We start from the raw sequence: 14,273 nt of genomic DNA, 5'->3' as shown, positions 1-14,273 counted from the left end.
GCGGACAGATGGCTAGAAAAGGAATCTTGGGTACGAAGCTGGGCATGACCCAGGTCTTCGACGAGAACAATCGCGTGGTCCCGGTGACGGTCGTCAAGGCCGGCCCGAACGTGGTGACCCGCATCCGTACGCCCGAGCGTGATGGCTACAGCGCGGTGCAGCTCGCCTACGGTGAAATCAGCCCCCGCAAGGTCAATAAGCCGGTCACCGGTCAGTACGCCGCCGCCGGGGTCAACCCGCGCCGGCACCTGGCCGAGCTGCGCCTCGACGACGAGGCCGCGGCCGCGGAGTATGAGGTCGGCCAGGAACTGACGGCGGAGATCTTCGCCGACGGTGCCTACGTCGATGTCACCGGCACCAGCAAGGGCAAGGGTTTCGCGGGCACCATGAAGCGCCACGGCTTCCGTGGCCAGGGCGCCAGCCACGGCGCCCAGGCGGTGCACCGCCGGCCGGGTTCGATCGGTGGCTGCGCCACCCCGGGCCGTGTCTTCAAGGGCACCCGCATGTCAGGCCGGATGGGTAGCGACCGCATCACCACGCAGAACCTGCTGGTGCACAAGGTCGATGCCGAGAACGGCGTCCTGTTGATCAAGGGTGCCGTCCCCGGACGCACCGGCGGCCTGGTGATGGTTCGCACCGCGGTCAAACGAGGTGAGAAGTAATGAGTCTCAAGATTGACGTCCATACTCCGGGCGGCAAGAAGGACGGCAGCGTCGAGTTGCCTGCCGAGCTGTTCGACGTGGAAGCCAACGTGGCGCTGATGCACCAGGTTGTCACCGCGCAGCTGGCCGCCAAGCGTCAGGGCACCCACGCGACCAAGACTCGCGCTCAGGTCTCCGGCGGTGGCAAGAAGCCGTACCGGCAGAAGGGCACCGGCCGCGCCCGTCAGGGCTCGACCCGCGCGCCGCAGTTCACCGGTGGTGGTGTGGTGCACGGCCCGCAGCCGCGCGACTACAGCCAGCGCACCCCGAAGAAGATGATCGCCGCCGCACTGCGCGGCGCATTGTCCGACCGGGCCCGCAACGAGCGCATCCACGCGGTCACCGAACTGGTCGAAGGCCAGACGCCCTCGACTAAGAGTGCCAAGACGTTCCTGGGCACGCTGACCGAGAACAAGAAGGTGCTGATCGTCATCGGCCGCAGCGACGAGGTCGGTGCGAAGAGCGTGCGCAACCTGCCCGGTGTGCACGTGATCTCGCCCGATCAGCTCAATACCTATGACGTGCTCAACGCCGACGACGTGGTGTTCAGCGTGGAGGCCCTCAACGCCTACATCGAGCACGCCGCGAAGGCGAAGCAGGAGGTGTCCGCCTGATGGCTATCCAGACTGATCCCCGCGACATCATCCTGGCTCCGGTCATCTCGGAGAAGTCGTACGGACTGATCGAGGACAACGTCTACACGTTCATCGTCCACCCGGACTCGAACAAGACGCAGATCAAGATCGCCATCGAGAAGATCTTCGCCGTGAAGGTCGACTCCGTGAACACCGCCAACCGGCAGGGTAAGCGCAAGCGCACCCGGACCGGCTTCGGCAAGCGCAAGAGCACCAAGCGCGCGATCGTGACCCTGGCCCCCGGCAGCAAGCCGATCGACCTCTTCGGAGCACCGGCCTAAGCCGGCACGAAAGAACTCAGGAACCAGAACATGGGAATTCGCAAGTACAAGCCGACGACCCCCGGTCGCCGCGGTGCCAGCGTCTCCGATTTCGCCGAGATCACTCGCTCGACTCCGGAGAAGTCGCTGATCCGCCCGCTGCACAGCACCGGCGGCCGCAACGCGCACGGCCGAATCACCACCCGGCACAAGGGTGGTGGCCACAAGCGTGCCTACCGCGTCATCGACTTCCGTCGTAATGACAAGGACGGCGTCAACGCCAAGGTCGCGCATATCGAGTACGACCCGAACCGCACCGCGAACATCGCGCTGCTGCACTTCCTCGATGGCGAGAAGCGCTACATCATTGCCCCGCAGGGACTTTCGCAGGGTGACGTCATCGAGTCGGGTCCGAACGCCGACATCAAGCCGGGTAACAACCTGCCGCTGCGCAACATCCCGGCCGGTACCGTCATCCACGCTGTCGAGCTGCGTCCCGGCGGCGGTGCCAAGCTGGCCCGCTCGGCCGGCTCGAGCATCCAGCTGCTGGGCAAGGAAGGCGCCTACGCCTCCCTGCGTATGCCCTCAGGTGAAATCCGCCGCGTCGACGTGCGCTGCCGCGCCACCGTCGGCGAGGTCGGCAACGCCGAGCAGGCGAACATCAACTGGGGCAAGGCCGGCCGCATGCGCTGGAAGGGCAAGCGCCCCACCGTCCGTGGTGTCGTGATGAACCCGGTCGACCACCCGCACGGCGGCGGCGAGGGCAAGACCTCCGGTGGCCGCCACCCGGTCAGCCCGTGGGGTAAGCCCGAGGGCCGTACCCGCAAGCCAAACAAGCCGAGCGACAAGCTCATCGTCCGACGCCGGCGCACCGGCAAGAACAAGCGCTAGGCAGGGAGTAGCCAAAGATGCCACGCAGCCTTAAGAAGGGTCCGTTCGTCGACGACCATCTGCTCAAGAAGGTCGACGTCCAGAACGAGAAGAACACCAAGCAGGTCATCAAGACCTGGTCGCGTCGTTCGACCATCATCCCGGACTTCATCGGTCACACCTTCGCCGTCCACGACGGCCGCAAGCACGTGCCGGTGTTCGTCACCGAGGCCATGGTCGGTCACAAGCTGGGCGAGTTCGCCCCGACGCGGACGTTCAAGGGTCACATCAAGGACGACCGGAAAGCGAAGCGTCGATAACCATGACAACGACGACTGAATATCCGTCTGCCACAGCTGTTGCGAAGTACGTCGGTATCTCGGCGAGCAAGGCGCGCCGGGTGATCAACCTGGTCCGCGGCAAGTCGGTTGAAGAGGCGCTGGACATCCTGCGCTGGGCGCCGCAACAGGCGAGCGAGCCGGTCGCCAAGGTGATCGCCTCGGCCGCTGCCAACGCGCAGAACAACAACGGCCTCGACCCGGCAAGCCTGGTGGTCGCCACCGTGTACGCCGACGAGGGTCCGACGGCCAAGCGAATCCGTCCGCGCGCCCAGGGCCGCGCGTACCGGATCCGCAAGCGCACCAGCCACATCACCGTGATCGTGGAGAGCCGTCCGAGCAAGAAGAAGGACGCAGGCACCTCGGCCAGCGCCACCCGCGCCCGCCGTGCGCAGGCCAGCAAGGCTGCGAAGAAGACGGCCGAACAGACGAAGGAGGGCTCGGAGTAGTGGGCCAGAAAATCAATCCCCACGGCTTCCGGCTCGGTATCACCACCGATTGGAAGTCCCGGTGGTACGCCGACAAGCAGTACGCCGACTACGTCAAGGAAGACGTGGCCATCCGGCGACTGCTGGCCACCGGTCTGGAGCGCGCCGGCATCGCCGACGTGGAGATCGAACGCACCCGTGACCGGGTTCGTGTCGACATCCACACCGCGCGTCCCGGCATCGTCATCGGACGTCGCGGCACCGAAGCCGACCGCATCCGCGCCGACCTGGAGAAGCTGACCGGCAAGCAGGTTCAGCTGAACATCCTCGAGGTCAAGAACCCCGAGGCGCAGGCGCAGCTGGTCGCCCAGGGCGTGGCCGAGCAGCTGAGCAACCGCGTGGCGTTCCGCCGCGCGATGCGCAAGGCCATCCAGTCGGCCATGCGGCAGCCCAACGTCAAGGGCATCCGCGTGCAGTGCTCGGGCCGTCTCGGCGGCGCCGAGATGAGCCGGTCGGAGTTCTACCGCGAAGGCCGTGTGCCCCTGCACACCCTGCGTGCCGACATCGACTACGGGCTGTACGAGGCCAAGACCACCTTCGGCCGTATCGGCGTGAAGGTGTGGATCTACAAGGGCGACATCGTCGGTGGCAAGCGTGAGCTGACCGCCGCCGCGCCTGCGGCCGACCGTCCGCGTCGTGAGCGTCCGACGGGCACCCGCCCGCGTCGCAGCGGCGCGTCGGGCACCACCGCGACGAGCACCGAAGCCGGCCGCGCGGCCAGCGAAGGTCCGGCGGAAACGGTCGAGGCTTCGGCCGTCGAGCCCGCCGCTGAGAGCACGGAGAACTAATCATGTTGATTCCCCGTAAAGTCAAGCACCGCAAGCAACACCACCCCAGGCAGCGTGGTATCGCCAGCGGTGGAACGTCGGTGACGTTCGGTGACTACGGCATCCAGGCACTGGAGCACGCCTACATCACCAACCGGCAGATCGAGTCCGCTCGTATCGCCATCAACCGGCACATCAAGCGTGGCGGCAAGGTGTGGATCAACATCTTCCCGGACCGTCCGCTGACCAAGAAGCCCGCCGAGACCCGCATGGGTTCGGGTAAGGGTTCCCCGGAGTGGTGGGTGGCCAACGTGAAGCCGGGCCGCGTGCTCTTCGAGCTGAGCTACCCCAATGAGCAGATTGCGCGCGAAGCACTGACCCGCGCTATCCACAAGCTGCCGATCAAGGCACGCATCGTGACCCGAGAGGAGCAGTTCTGATGGCTGTTGGCGTCAGCGCCGGCGAACTGCGCGAACTGACCGACGACGAGTTGGCCGAAAAGCTGCGTGAGTCCAAGGAAGAGCTGTTCAACCTGCGCTTCCAGATGGCCACCGGGCAGCTGGACAACAATCGTCGGCTTCGCTTGGTCCGGCAAGAAATCGCACGCATCTACACGGTGCTGCGCGAACGTGAACTGGGTCTGGCCTCCGGACCCGCTGGTGAGGAATCGTGATGGCAGAAAACCCTTCAAAATCGGCTGGACCCAACTACACCCCGGCCGCCGAGAAGCCCCGCGGCCGGCGCAAGACCGCGATCGGCTACGTGGTCAGCGACAAGATGGAGAAGACCATCGTCGTCGAGATCGAGTCGCGTGCCCAGCACCCCAAGTACGGCAAGATCATCCGGACGACCAAGAAGGTCAAGGCCCACGACGAGGAAGGTCTCGCCGGTATCGGCGACCGGGTCTCGCTGATGGAGACCCGTCCGCTGTCGGCCACCAAGCGCTGGCGGCTCGTGGACGTTCTGGAGAAGGCCAAGTAGGCCACCCACCTTTGCACAGTGCCCATCACCTCATCAGGTGGTGGGCATTGTCATTTGGGGACGGGGTCGGACCGCAGCGTGAAGCGACGGGTGACTGAGTGGTTTGCCTCCGGGATCGCACGCCAGTGACCTAAGTTGTATGTGAGACTGTTGGGAATTGACGGCCCCGTTAGCAAGGCGACCCCCATGCTTCAGGTGCAGAACAGATCACCGCGCTGGTCGGCTTTGGCCGCCGCGTTGGTCGCGCTGGCCATGTGGACCGCTCCCGCGGTCATTGCCGAACCGGGCGACCCTGTCCCGCTATCGAATTCACCCACCATCGCCCTGGTCGACATGGGCTCCGGCGCGCCGCTGGCCTTCTACGGTGACCAGGGCACCGCGACCCTGACCTTCCCGGTGCCGCAGGGCCTGGTGCCGGTGGCGCTGAACGCGACCATTGAGCTTCCGATCAACGTCGCGTCCGGCACGCTCAGCGTCACTCAGGACGACCGCACGATCGCCCGCATCCCACTCCCCCCGGTCGACCAGGCGCCGATCGTGATCCCGCTCGCCGGCGCGGAGATCATCGACAACTCGGTGACCGTCACGCTGCGCACGTACCTGGTCCCGGTCCAGGGCTACTGCCTGGACCCGACAAACCCGCTGCGGCTGGTCAACGGTTCGGTCACGTTCGACGGCGTCGAGCTGCCGCCCACCACCGTTGCCGAGTTCCTCCCGCCGGTGCTCCGCAAGCTGACGATCGCGATCCCGGCCAACCCCAGCAAGGTGGAGTCCGAAGCCGCGGTCCGGTTGGCCGCCGCCACCGTAGCCCACTACGGCACCCAGGCCACCACCGTCGCGGTGACCACGATCGGCTCCGGGCCGGCTGCGCCCCAGTTTCCCTTCGAGCGGGGAATCGTCATTCAAGAGGGTCCCGATGCCGGACTGTCGCTGCAGACCGGTGACGGCGTCGTCCCCGCTCTGCGAATCTCGGGGCGGGCCAACGAACTGACCAATCAGACGCGGTTGTTGTCCTCGGACATCTCGAGGCTGGCGCTGAGCTCCAAGGCGGTTGCCGGTCCGCTGAGAACCACCGCGCAGCTGCCCGGCAACGTCACGACGTTGCGCGAGCTGGGCCAGAACGGGGTGACCGCCGTGGCGCTCGCCCCTCAGGTCACCGTCGGTCTGGACCAGACCCGGCTGGGCCGCTCGGCGCACAACGTGCGCGTGCACCTGATGGGCTCCTACACCCCGGTTCCGGCCTCCGTCAGCGCCCGACTGGTCGCCCTCGTCGGGGGAGAGACCATCGACAGCTGGTCCACCGACAGCGGCGGCGTGCTCGACCGCTGGGTGAACGTGCCCGATCGGCTGTTGCAGCGCTACACCAATCTCGGAGTGGCACTGAACATCGCTGGCAACACCGGACGGTGCGGTGAATTCCAGCCGCTCACGCTGACCATCGACGGCGGCAGCGTGGTGCAGAGCACCCCCGCCACGCCGCCGGTGCCCGCCGGGTTCCAGTCATTGCCGCAGTCGTTGATGCCCCGAGTGCAGGTCGGGATCGGCGTGAACGCCTTCGACGACACGGTGCGGGCCACCACCATCATCACCGGTCTGCAACGGCTCAGCTCCCTACCGATCGACGTCGCCGTCACCGACGTGCAGACGGCCGTGAACAGCAAGTTGCCGGCAGTGATCGTGGCCGCCGACGGCTGGAAGTTCACCCAGGTCACCCTGCCTGTCAGCCCCACCAACGGCAGGCTGTCGCTCGAGGGGCTCGACAGTGCGGGTGAGCCGACCACGTTGACCCTCGATCCGGCCATCATGTTCGGGTCCCTTCAGACGGTGTTCGACGGACAACGCTCGATCCTGGTCGCCACGTCCAGCGGCGCACCCGAACAACTCGACGAGCTGCTGCGCTGGCTCAGCAGCGACCCACGCCGGTGGTCGAGGCTCACCGGCACCGCCCTCGTCGCCACACCGGGCCACAGTCCGGTCACCGTTGGTCCGCAGCCTGGAATCGCCGAGCCGGCGCCGGCCGGCACCGAGGACCGCAAGACCTGGGCGTGGGCATTGGGTGGCGGCATCGTCGCCGTGGCCGCTGTCGGAACCGCGTTGATCCTGGTGCGTTCCCGCAGAGGCGAATCCGGCGGCTGACGATGACGGCGACGGCAGCGACACCGCCGCACGTGGCGGAACCACCCACGCCGTGGCTGCATGGGGTCCGCCCCGTCTATCGGCTGGTGTTCCGGTGGGCGTTCATCGCGGTGCTGACCGTGGTCGCGTTCCGCCAGTCCCTGGAATCACTGCTGGAGTCCAGCCGGGCGGGCAGTCTCAACGGCTACATCTGGGTCGTGCCGATGGCCGGCATCATGGCCGCCATCGGGGTGGCTCGTCGCGAACGCACCGAACTACCCATCCACGACCGTCAGACCGACATCATCGTCGGCATCATCGGAATGGGTGCGGCCCTGATGGTGCACGGCGTTCTGCTGCAACGGTATGCAAGCTATTTCCAGCTGCTGCGGCTCGACCTGCTGGCCATGTGGTTCTTCGTGGTCAGCGCCAGCGTGGTGTTGTTCGGACTGCGGCCGGTGACCCGATTCGCGTGGGTGTGGCTGCTGCTGCTGGCCGTGTTTCCGCTGCCGTACCAGATCGTGGTCATCCTCCTCGGCGGCAGCCGGGTGGCCGCCGGCGCGGCGGTGTTGATCATCGCCGCCGCCGCCACCGCGATCGCCGTCGGCCGCACGAGAAGCCGGGCGGTGGTCGGTGCCGTCGGCTCCTGGGGCGTGGGCATGATCGTCTTGATGGTGATGGCCGTCGTGCGGCCCAGCGCACCGGTTTTCGCGTTCCAGATGATTCCAGCGGTCACCGCGATCGCCCTGGTCGGGTTGGCTCTGTACTTCCTCGCCCGCCGCGGGGCACCCAAGCGCGTCCTGGACCGCCGGATGGAACCCCTTGCCGCCAAAGACGTCTGGTCCGGCCTGCCGCTGGTGCTGGCCGTCGCGATCGCCCTGTCGCTGGTGACGCTGCCCGGCCCGACGAGTCCACCGACCACCCAGGTGTCCTGGATGACGTTCGGGCGACCGCTGGACGCACCGGTGGGCTGGCACACCACCGAACAGACCGAGTACAACTGGGTCCGCAGACTGTTCGGTCACGACTCCACGCTGCTGCGCCAGACGATGATCGCCGATACGGGAAATCCCAAGTGGGACAAATTCTCCCGACCGCGCAAGGTGATCGTGGACTCCACCAACACCTGGCGGCCGTTCTCCTTCAACGTCTACTCCTCGGTCGTGCTCTACGACGTCGCGTCCAGTCGGCTCAGTGAGCCGCGCCCGGTCGAACTCGGCCACGGCGTCACCGGTTTCATGTTCAGCGTCGTCGACGACCAGCTTCTGGTGACCTGGAACATCCTGGTGTTCCAGTGGCGCAACGAAGACTCGGCGCAGCGGGTGCTGATCGGCGCGGTGGACAACCACGAGGCCGAAGCGCCGTTCCCGGAACCCAATGGGGCATTGCTGCCGACGTTGGGCACGCTGTTCACCGTGCTGTTCCGCGGCAACTCCGTCACGACCAACAAGGACCCGGAGTTCAAGGACGCCGAGATGCTCACCCAGTTCGGCCGGGGTCTGGTCGATGCCCAGCTCAAGGGCTCGGAGACCCTGGGATGAGCGGGCGGATGGTGCGCAGCCACGACGACGCGACCGACGAGGAGAAGCAGCGGGCGCTGCATCGCGCGGTCGACGGTCTGCGCGACGACGATCCGATGCGTTCGGCGGCCAATCCGGTGATGGGCTGGCAGCGCGCGGTGCTCTGGGCGCTGCTGGTGGTGACCGTCGGCTTCGCGATCTGGGTACCGATGCCGACCGCGGTCGCGCTGATCGGGTTGTGCACCTTCGGTTACGTGTTCACGATGCTCGACCGGGTGCTCATCTTCAAGCAGGGCCTGGCGTCGGCGGCCCTGGTGATCTCCGACGAGAAGGCCCGGGCCATCCCCGACGATGAGTTGCCTGCCTACACGATTCTGGTTCCGGCCTACAACGAACCGGAGGTGGTGGCCGACCTCCTCGGCGCCATGGCGGCCCTGGAATACCCGGCCGAGAAGTTGCAGGTGCTGCTGCTGCTCGAAGCCGACGATGACGTCACCATCCGGGCGGCCGAGAGCTGCGCCGACTCCGAGACGATCACCATCGTGCTCGTGCCGCCCGCAGAACCCAGGACCAAACCCAAGGCCTGCAACTACGGGCTCGAATTCGCCTCCGGTGAGATCGTCACCATCTACGACGCCGAAGACCTTCCCGAGCCGCTGCAGCTGCGCCGGGTGGCGGCGGCATTCCGGGAACTGCCCGACAACACCGCCTGCGTGCAGGCCAAACTGGCTTACCACAACGGGCATCAGAACCTGCTGACCGGATGGTTCACCGCCGAGTACGGCTTGTGGTTCGGCTATCTGCTGCCCGGCATGATGCGCAGCAATTCCCCGATCCCGCTCGGCGGCACGTCCAACCACTTACGCCGCGACGTACTGGACCGCATCGGGGCATGGGATCCGTTCAACGTCACCGAGGACGCCGATCTCGGACTGCGGATCGCCGCATCCGGTTACCAGACGGCGGTGTTGGACTCGGTGACGCTCGAGGAGGCCAACAGCGACCCGATCAACTGGATCCGGCAACGCTCGCGGTGGTACAAGGGCTACCTGCAAACCTGGCTGGTCCACATCAGGCGGCCCCGGCAGTTGTTGCGCACCATCGGTATCCGAAGTTTCATCCGGTTCAACCTGGTCATGGCGGGCACCCCGATCATCGCGGTCCTCAACCTGCTGTTCTGGTTCATCACGGCGCTGTGGTTCCTGGGCCAGCCGGCCGTCGTCGAAGCGGTCTTTCCCTGGTACATCTACTTTCCCGCGCTGGCGGCCCTGATCCTTGGCAACGGGGCAACCCTCTACATGAACCTGATCGCGCTGCGCGAGGACGACCGCGCCGACCTTCTCGTCGCCGGGCTGACCGTGCCGGTGTTCTTCGTCATGATGAGTATCGCCGCGGCCAAGGGCACCTATCAGCTGATCCGCAATCCGTCCTACTGGGAGAAGACGTTTCACGGTCTGTCCCAGAAGCCGGATGCCGAGCCCGCGGCCTCATGACCGTGCTCACCGATCGACGCCTCAAGACGATGGCGTGGCTGGCGTCGTTCGTGGTGTACGTGTTGGTCGGTTACTGGCTGCAGGTGGACAACGGTTTCATCCTCGGTGACGCACTGTCGAGGGTGTCGGCCGCCCAGAGTGTATTGTTCAGCCGCTCACCGCATTTGGCCGCAATCGGGTTCATCTTCACACCTCTGACCGCGATGGTGCAGATCCCGGTCATCGCGGCGAGCCCGATCTTCCCGGACCTGGCGGCACGGGCCTTCGCCGGGTCGATCATGTCCGCGGCCTTCATGGCCGGCGCGGTGGTGCAGATCCTGTCGATGGGCACCGACCGCGGCCTGCCCCGCTGGTATGCGCTGACGATCGCAGTTCTGTTCGGCCTCAATCCCATGATCATCTTCTACGGTTCCAACGGCATGAGCGAGGCGCCGTTCATCTTCTTCATCTCCTGGGCGGTGCACCGGCTGATCCTCTGGATGGTCGACGACGACGTGCACCACCTCGTCGTCGCCGGCGGCATCGCGATGGGACTTGCCTACCTGACCCGCTACGACGCCGTCGCGTGTGTGGCCGCCGCCGGATTCGTCGTCGGCACCACCACCTACCTGCGTGCGCGGCGTCCGCCGAGGGTTCGCCGCGCCCTGCTCGACCTCATGCTGGTCAGCGCTCCGGGGTTCGTCGCATTCATCGGCTGGGCGGCCGCGAGCTGGTTGATCACCGGTGAGGCATTCGCCCAATTCACCTCTCAGTATGGCAATTCGGCGATCCTGCGACAGTCCGGCGCCGAGCAGTCCGGGGCGGCCAGCGGGCTGCTGTTCGCGGCCACCTGCACGCTGCTGCTTGCGCCCACGCTGATCCCGATCGGGGTGTGGGCCGGGCTCATCCGCTGGCGAAGGCCGAACTGGACCATGCTGGTTCCGCCGCTCGCCATCTACGGTGCGGCGCTGTCGTTCCAGGCGCTCACCTTCGCGGCCGGCTCGACGTTCCCGTTTCTGCGCTTTTACATCATCGCGATTCCATTTTCGGCGTGCCTGGCGATGCTGGCCGTCCCCGACGGCGCCTTCGTGACACCGAAACGTCGCGGCCGCAACGCCGTGGCGCCCTCGCCGACGCGCTCGACTCGCACCCGCACCGGATACGCGGTAGTAGCGCTGGCTCTCGCGATCAGCGTGCCGGTTGCCGGGTGGGGGATGAGCCTGCCGCAGTACGCGCCCCAGGAATACGCGCTGGGAGCGGTGATCAACCCCGCCCCCGACAGCATCAGCCCGCAGAAGGCCGTCGAACATCGCATCGCCCGCACCTTCTCGACCGAACGGGCCATCGCCGCCTACCTCGACGACCTCGACCTCCCGCACAGTTCGGTCATCACCGACACCGTCTACGGTTTCGCGGTCGTCGCCGCCTCGCGGCACCCGCGCACCTTCGTCGTGCCGTCGGACCCGGACTTCGTCCGTCTGCTCAACAATCCGTCGGGCAACGGCGTCAGATACCTCCTCGCCGTGCCACCGACCGGCCGCGGGGTGTCCGACGCTCTCAACCAGCGATACCCGACGCTGTATGACACCGGCGCCGATGTCGCCACCCTCGAGCTGGAGATCCCCAATGACGGGGTCGGCCAACCGAACTGGCGACTCTACCGGGTCAACGAACCGGTCCCCGAAGCCTGAGGACACGACCGAGGTTCCACAGGTGATTCCTACCCGACACAGGTAGTGTCGCCTCGACGATAGGGGCAGCTGATGGCAGCGGAATTCAAGGGCAAGATCGAACTCGACATTCGTGACTCCGAACCCGACTGGGGCCCGTATGCCGCACCGACGGCACCGGAGAACGCGCCCAACGTCTTGTACGTGGTGTGGGACGACATCGGGATCGCCACCTGGGACTGCTTCGGCGGGCTGGTGGACATGCCTGCGATGTCGCGGATCGCGGAGCACGGTGTCCGGTTCTCGCAGTTCCACACCTCCGCGCTGTGCTCGCCGACACGGGCCGCGCTGCTGACTGGACGCAACCCAACGACGGTTGGCATGGCGATGGTCGAGGAGTTCACCGAAGGTTTCCCGGGTAACAGTGGGCGCATCCCCGAAGACACCGCACTGATCTCCGAAGTGCTCGCCGAACGTGGCTGGAACACCTACTGCGTCGGCAAGTGGCACCTGACCCCGATCGAGGAGTCCAATCTGGCCGCGACGCGGCGCCATTGGCCGCTGTCGCGAGGGTTCGAACGGTTCTACGGATTCATGGGCGGAGAGACCGACCAGTGGTATCCCGAACTCGTCTACGACAACCATCCGGTGGAGGCCCCCGCGACGCCGGAGGAGGGCTATCACCTGTCGAAGGACCTCGCGGACAAGACAATCGAGTTCATCCGCGACTCGACGATGGTGGCGCCAAACAAGCCGTGGTTCACCTATCTGTGCCCGGGTGCCGGTCACGCCCCGCACCACGTCTTCACCGAGTGGGCCGACAAGTACGCCGGCCGATTCGACATGGGCTACGAGCGCTACCGCGACATCGTGCTGGAGAACCAGAAGAAGCTCGGCATCGTGCCGCCGGACACCGAACTGTCGGGGGTCAATCCCTACGCCGATGTCACCGGACCCAATGGCGAACCGTGGCCGCTGCAGGACACGGTGCGGCCATGGGATTCGTTGTCGGACGACGAGAAACGGCTGTTCGCCAGGATGGCTGAGGTGTTCGCGGGCTTCCTGTCCTACACCGACGCCCAGATCGGCCGGGTGCTCGACTACCTCGAGGAGTCGGGGCAGCTGGACAACACCATCATCGTGGTGATCTCCGACAACGGCGCCAGCGGCGAAGGTGGTCCCAATGGGTCGGTCAACGAAGCCAAGTTCTTCAACGGCTTCATCGACACTGTCGAGGAGAGCCTGCCATACCTGGACGAATTAGGTTCTCCCACAACGTATAACCACTACCCGATCGGGTGGGCGATGGCGTTCAACACGCCATATAAGCTCTACAAGCGCTACGCCTCACATGAGGGCGGTATCGCCGACACCGCAATAGTGTCCTGGCCCAACGGAATCAAAGCCCACGGTGAGGTGCGGGACAACTACGTCAACGTCGCCGACATCACCCCGACCGTTTACGAGCTGTTGGGAATCGAACCGCCGCAGACCGTCCGGGGTATCCCCCAGAAGCCGCTCGACGGAGTGAGTTTCAAAGCCGCCCTTGACGATCCGAACGCCAATACCGGTAAGGACACCCAGTTCTACACGATGCTGGGCACCCGGGGTATCTGGCACGACGGCTGGTTCGCCAACACCGTGCACCCGGCCGCCCCGTCGGGCTGGTCGCATTTCGCCGATGATCGCTGGGAGCTCTACCACATCGAGTCCGACCGCAGTCAGTGTCACGACCTGGCCGTCGAGCATCCGGAGAAACTCGAGGAACTCAAGGCGTTGTGGTTCGCCGAAGCGCACAAGTACAACGGTCTGCCCCTGGCGGACCTCAACGTCTTCGAGATGGTTGGGCGCTGGCGGCCGGGCCTGGCCGGCGACCGGTCGAGCTACATCTACTACCCGCACACCGCCCCGGTGGCGATGGGCGCCTGCGTGATGATCGGGGGCCGCTCGTTCTCCGTGCTGGCCGATGTGACCATCGACAGCCCTGATGTCGAAGGGGTGCTGCTCAAGCAGGGCGCCGGCCACGGCGGCTATGTGCTCTTCGTCGCCGACGGGCGGTTGCAGTTCGTCTACAACTTCTTCGGCGAAGAGGAGCAGCGGGTGATCGCCCCCGATCCGCTGCCGCTCGGCCACCACATCCTGGGGGTCGGCTACTCCCGCACCGGGGTGGAGGGCACCCACACGCCCGTCGGGGACGCGACCCTCTACGTCGACGGCGCCCCGGTGGCGACACTGCCGGGGGTGAAGGCACATCCCTTCACGTTCGGGCTCGCCGGCGGTGGGGTCAGCGTCGGCCGCAACCTGGGGCAGCCGGTGTCGACGGCCTACCGGGCGCCGTTCGAGTTCAGCGGTGGGGGAATCCACCGTGTGGTCGTGGACGTCTCCGGCACCGCGTACGTCGACGCCGAGCGTCAACTCGCCGCGGCTTTCGCCCGGGACTGACGCCCACGTCATAC

Annotated in this window: 14 protein-coding genes and 1 pseudogene; all 15 read left to right on the top strand. The window is 66.2% G+C overall.

Going from position 1 to position 14,273, the window contains the following annotated elements; genetic code table 11:
• Window positions 1–8: 8 nt before the first annotated feature.
• Entirely contained in the window at window positions 9–662 is a 654-nt protein-coding gene (gene rplC / locus HBE64_RS19745) for a 50S ribosomal protein L3 (protein ID WP_167105986.1), read from the top strand.
• The gene (rplD, locus tag HBE64_RS19740; protein ID WP_167105983.1) at window positions 662–1,315 is read left to right on the top strand and encodes a 50S ribosomal protein L4; all 654 of its coding nucleotides are present in this window, start codon (window positions 662–664) and stop codon (window positions 1,313–1,315) included. Before rplC ends, rplD begins: the two co-directional genes overlap by 1 nt.
• Window positions 1,315–1,617: a 50S ribosomal protein L23 gene (rplW, locus tag HBE64_RS19735; RefSeq protein ID WP_167105980.1), complete on the top strand. Its 303-nt coding sequence runs from the start codon at window positions 1,315–1,317 to the stop codon at window positions 1,615–1,617. The genes rplD and rplW overlap by 1 nt, the downstream gene beginning before the upstream one ends.
• 30 nt (window positions 1,618–1,647) lie before the next feature.
• Window positions 1,648–2,487, top strand: a complete 840-nt coding sequence (gene rplB / locus HBE64_RS19730; protein WP_167105977.1) for a 50S ribosomal protein L2 — start codon at window positions 1,648–1,650, stop codon at window positions 2,485–2,487.
• A gap of 17 nt (window positions 2,488–2,504) precedes the next feature.
• Window positions 2,505–2,786 (top strand): 30S ribosomal protein S19, encoded by a 282-nt coding sequence (gene rpsS, locus HBE64_RS19725; protein ID WP_010908582.1) that lies wholly within the window; start codon window positions 2,505–2,507, stop codon window positions 2,784–2,786.
• A 2-nt stretch (window positions 2,787–2,788) separates the two neighbouring features.
• Window positions 2,789–3,220: pseudogene (gene rplV, locus HBE64_RS19720) on the top strand (50S ribosomal protein L22); the annotation flags it as partial.
• 32 nt (window positions 3,221–3,252) lie between these two features.
• Window positions 3,253–4,080, top strand: coding sequence for a 30S ribosomal protein S3 (gene rpsC / locus HBE64_RS19715; protein ID WP_167105971.1), 828 nt, complete (start codon window positions 3,253–3,255; stop codon window positions 4,078–4,080).
• A 2-nt stretch (window positions 4,081–4,082) separates the two neighbouring features.
• Window positions 4,083–4,499 carry a 50S ribosomal protein L16 gene (gene rplP / locus HBE64_RS19710; protein ID WP_115321961.1) on the top strand — a complete coding sequence of 139 codons (417 nt, stop codon included), beginning with the start codon at window positions 4,083–4,085 and terminating at the stop codon, window positions 4,497–4,499.
• On the top strand, window positions 4,499–4,732 hold the full coding sequence (gene rpmC / locus HBE64_RS19705) for a 50S ribosomal protein L29 (RefSeq protein ID WP_167105968.1): 234 nt from the start codon (window positions 4,499–4,501) through the stop codon (window positions 4,730–4,732). Before rplP ends, rpmC begins: the two co-directional genes overlap by 1 nt.
• Window positions 4,732–5,040 (top strand): 30S ribosomal protein S17, encoded by a 309-nt coding sequence (gene rpsQ / locus HBE64_RS19700; RefSeq protein WP_167105965.1) that lies wholly within the window; start codon window positions 4,732–4,734, stop codon window positions 5,038–5,040. Before rpmC ends, rpsQ begins: the two co-directional genes overlap by 1 nt.
• A gap of 186 nt (window positions 5,041–5,226) precedes the next feature.
• A complete protein-coding gene (locus HBE64_RS19695) occupies window positions 5,227–7,176 on the top strand; it encodes a cellulose biosynthesis cyclic di-GMP-binding regulatory protein BcsB (protein ID WP_243841388.1) in 1,950 nt (649 codons plus the stop codon).
• Between the two features lie 32 nt (window positions 7,177–7,208).
• A complete protein-coding gene (locus HBE64_RS19690) occupies window positions 7,209–8,696 on the top strand; it encodes a hypothetical protein (protein WP_167105962.1) in 1,488 nt (495 codons plus the stop codon).
• Window positions 8,693–10,168, top strand: coding sequence for a glycosyltransferase (locus HBE64_RS19685; protein WP_371744017.1), 1,476 nt, complete (start codon window positions 8,693–8,695; stop codon window positions 10,166–10,168). Before HBE64_RS19690 ends, HBE64_RS19685 begins: the two co-directional genes overlap by 4 nt.
• Complete coding sequence (locus tag HBE64_RS19680) at window positions 10,165–11,838, top strand: ABC transporter (protein ID WP_167105959.1); 1,674 nt, start codon at window positions 10,165–10,167, stop codon at window positions 11,836–11,838. Before HBE64_RS19685 ends, HBE64_RS19680 begins: the two co-directional genes overlap by 4 nt.
• Before the next feature lie 72 nt (window positions 11,839–11,910).
• Window positions 11,911–14,259 carry an arylsulfatase gene (locus tag HBE64_RS19675; protein WP_167105956.1) on the top strand — a complete coding sequence of 783 codons (2,349 nt, stop codon included), beginning with the start codon at window positions 11,911–11,913 and terminating at the stop codon, window positions 14,257–14,259.
• The last annotated feature ends 14 nt before the right edge of the window (window positions 14,260–14,273 follow it).

The sequence above is a fragment of the Mycobacterium sp. DL592 genome, assembly GCF_011694515.1.
Taxonomy (GTDB): Bacteria; Actinomycetota; Actinomycetes; order Mycobacteriales; family Mycobacteriaceae; genus Mycobacterium.
This window is presented reverse-complemented; position numbering and strand designations above follow the sequence as displayed.

Coding starts and splice junctions, on each gene's coding strand:
- rplD (WP_167105983.1), top strand. CDS start 662: ATGAGTCTCAAGATTGACGTCCATACTCCGGGCGGCAAGAAGGACGGC.
- HBE64_RS19685 (WP_371744017.1), top strand. CDS start 8,693: ATGAGCGGGCGGATGGTGCGCAGCCACGACGACGCGACCGACGAGGAG.
- rplW (WP_167105980.1), top strand. CDS start 1,315: ATGGCTATCCAGACTGATCCCCGCGACATCATCCTGGCTCCGGTCATC.
- rplB (WP_167105977.1), top strand. CDS start 1,648: ATGGGAATTCGCAAGTACAAGCCGACGACCCCCGGTCGCCGCGGTGCC.
- rplP (WP_115321961.1), top strand. CDS start 4,083: ATGTTGATTCCCCGTAAAGTCAAGCACCGCAAGCAACACCACCCCAGG.
- rpsQ (WP_167105965.1), top strand. CDS start 4,732: ATGGCAGAAAACCCTTCAAAATCGGCTGGACCCAACTACACCCCGGCC.
- HBE64_RS19680 (WP_167105959.1), top strand. CDS start 10,165: ATGACCGTGCTCACCGATCGACGCCTCAAGACGATGGCGTGGCTGGCG.
- HBE64_RS19695 (WP_243841388.1), top strand. CDS start 5,227: ATGCTTCAGGTGCAGAACAGATCACCGCGCTGGTCGGCTTTGGCCGCC.
- rpmC (WP_167105968.1), top strand. CDS start 4,499: ATGGCTGTTGGCGTCAGCGCCGGCGAACTGCGCGAACTGACCGACGAC.
- HBE64_RS19675 (WP_167105956.1), top strand. CDS start 11,911: ATGGCAGCGGAATTCAAGGGCAAGATCGAACTCGACATTCGTGACTCC.
- rpsS (WP_010908582.1), top strand. CDS start 2,505: ATGCCACGCAGCCTTAAGAAGGGTCCGTTCGTCGACGACCATCTGCTC.
- rplC (WP_167105986.1), top strand. CDS start 9: ATGGCTAGAAAAGGAATCTTGGGTACGAAGCTGGGCATGACCCAGGTC.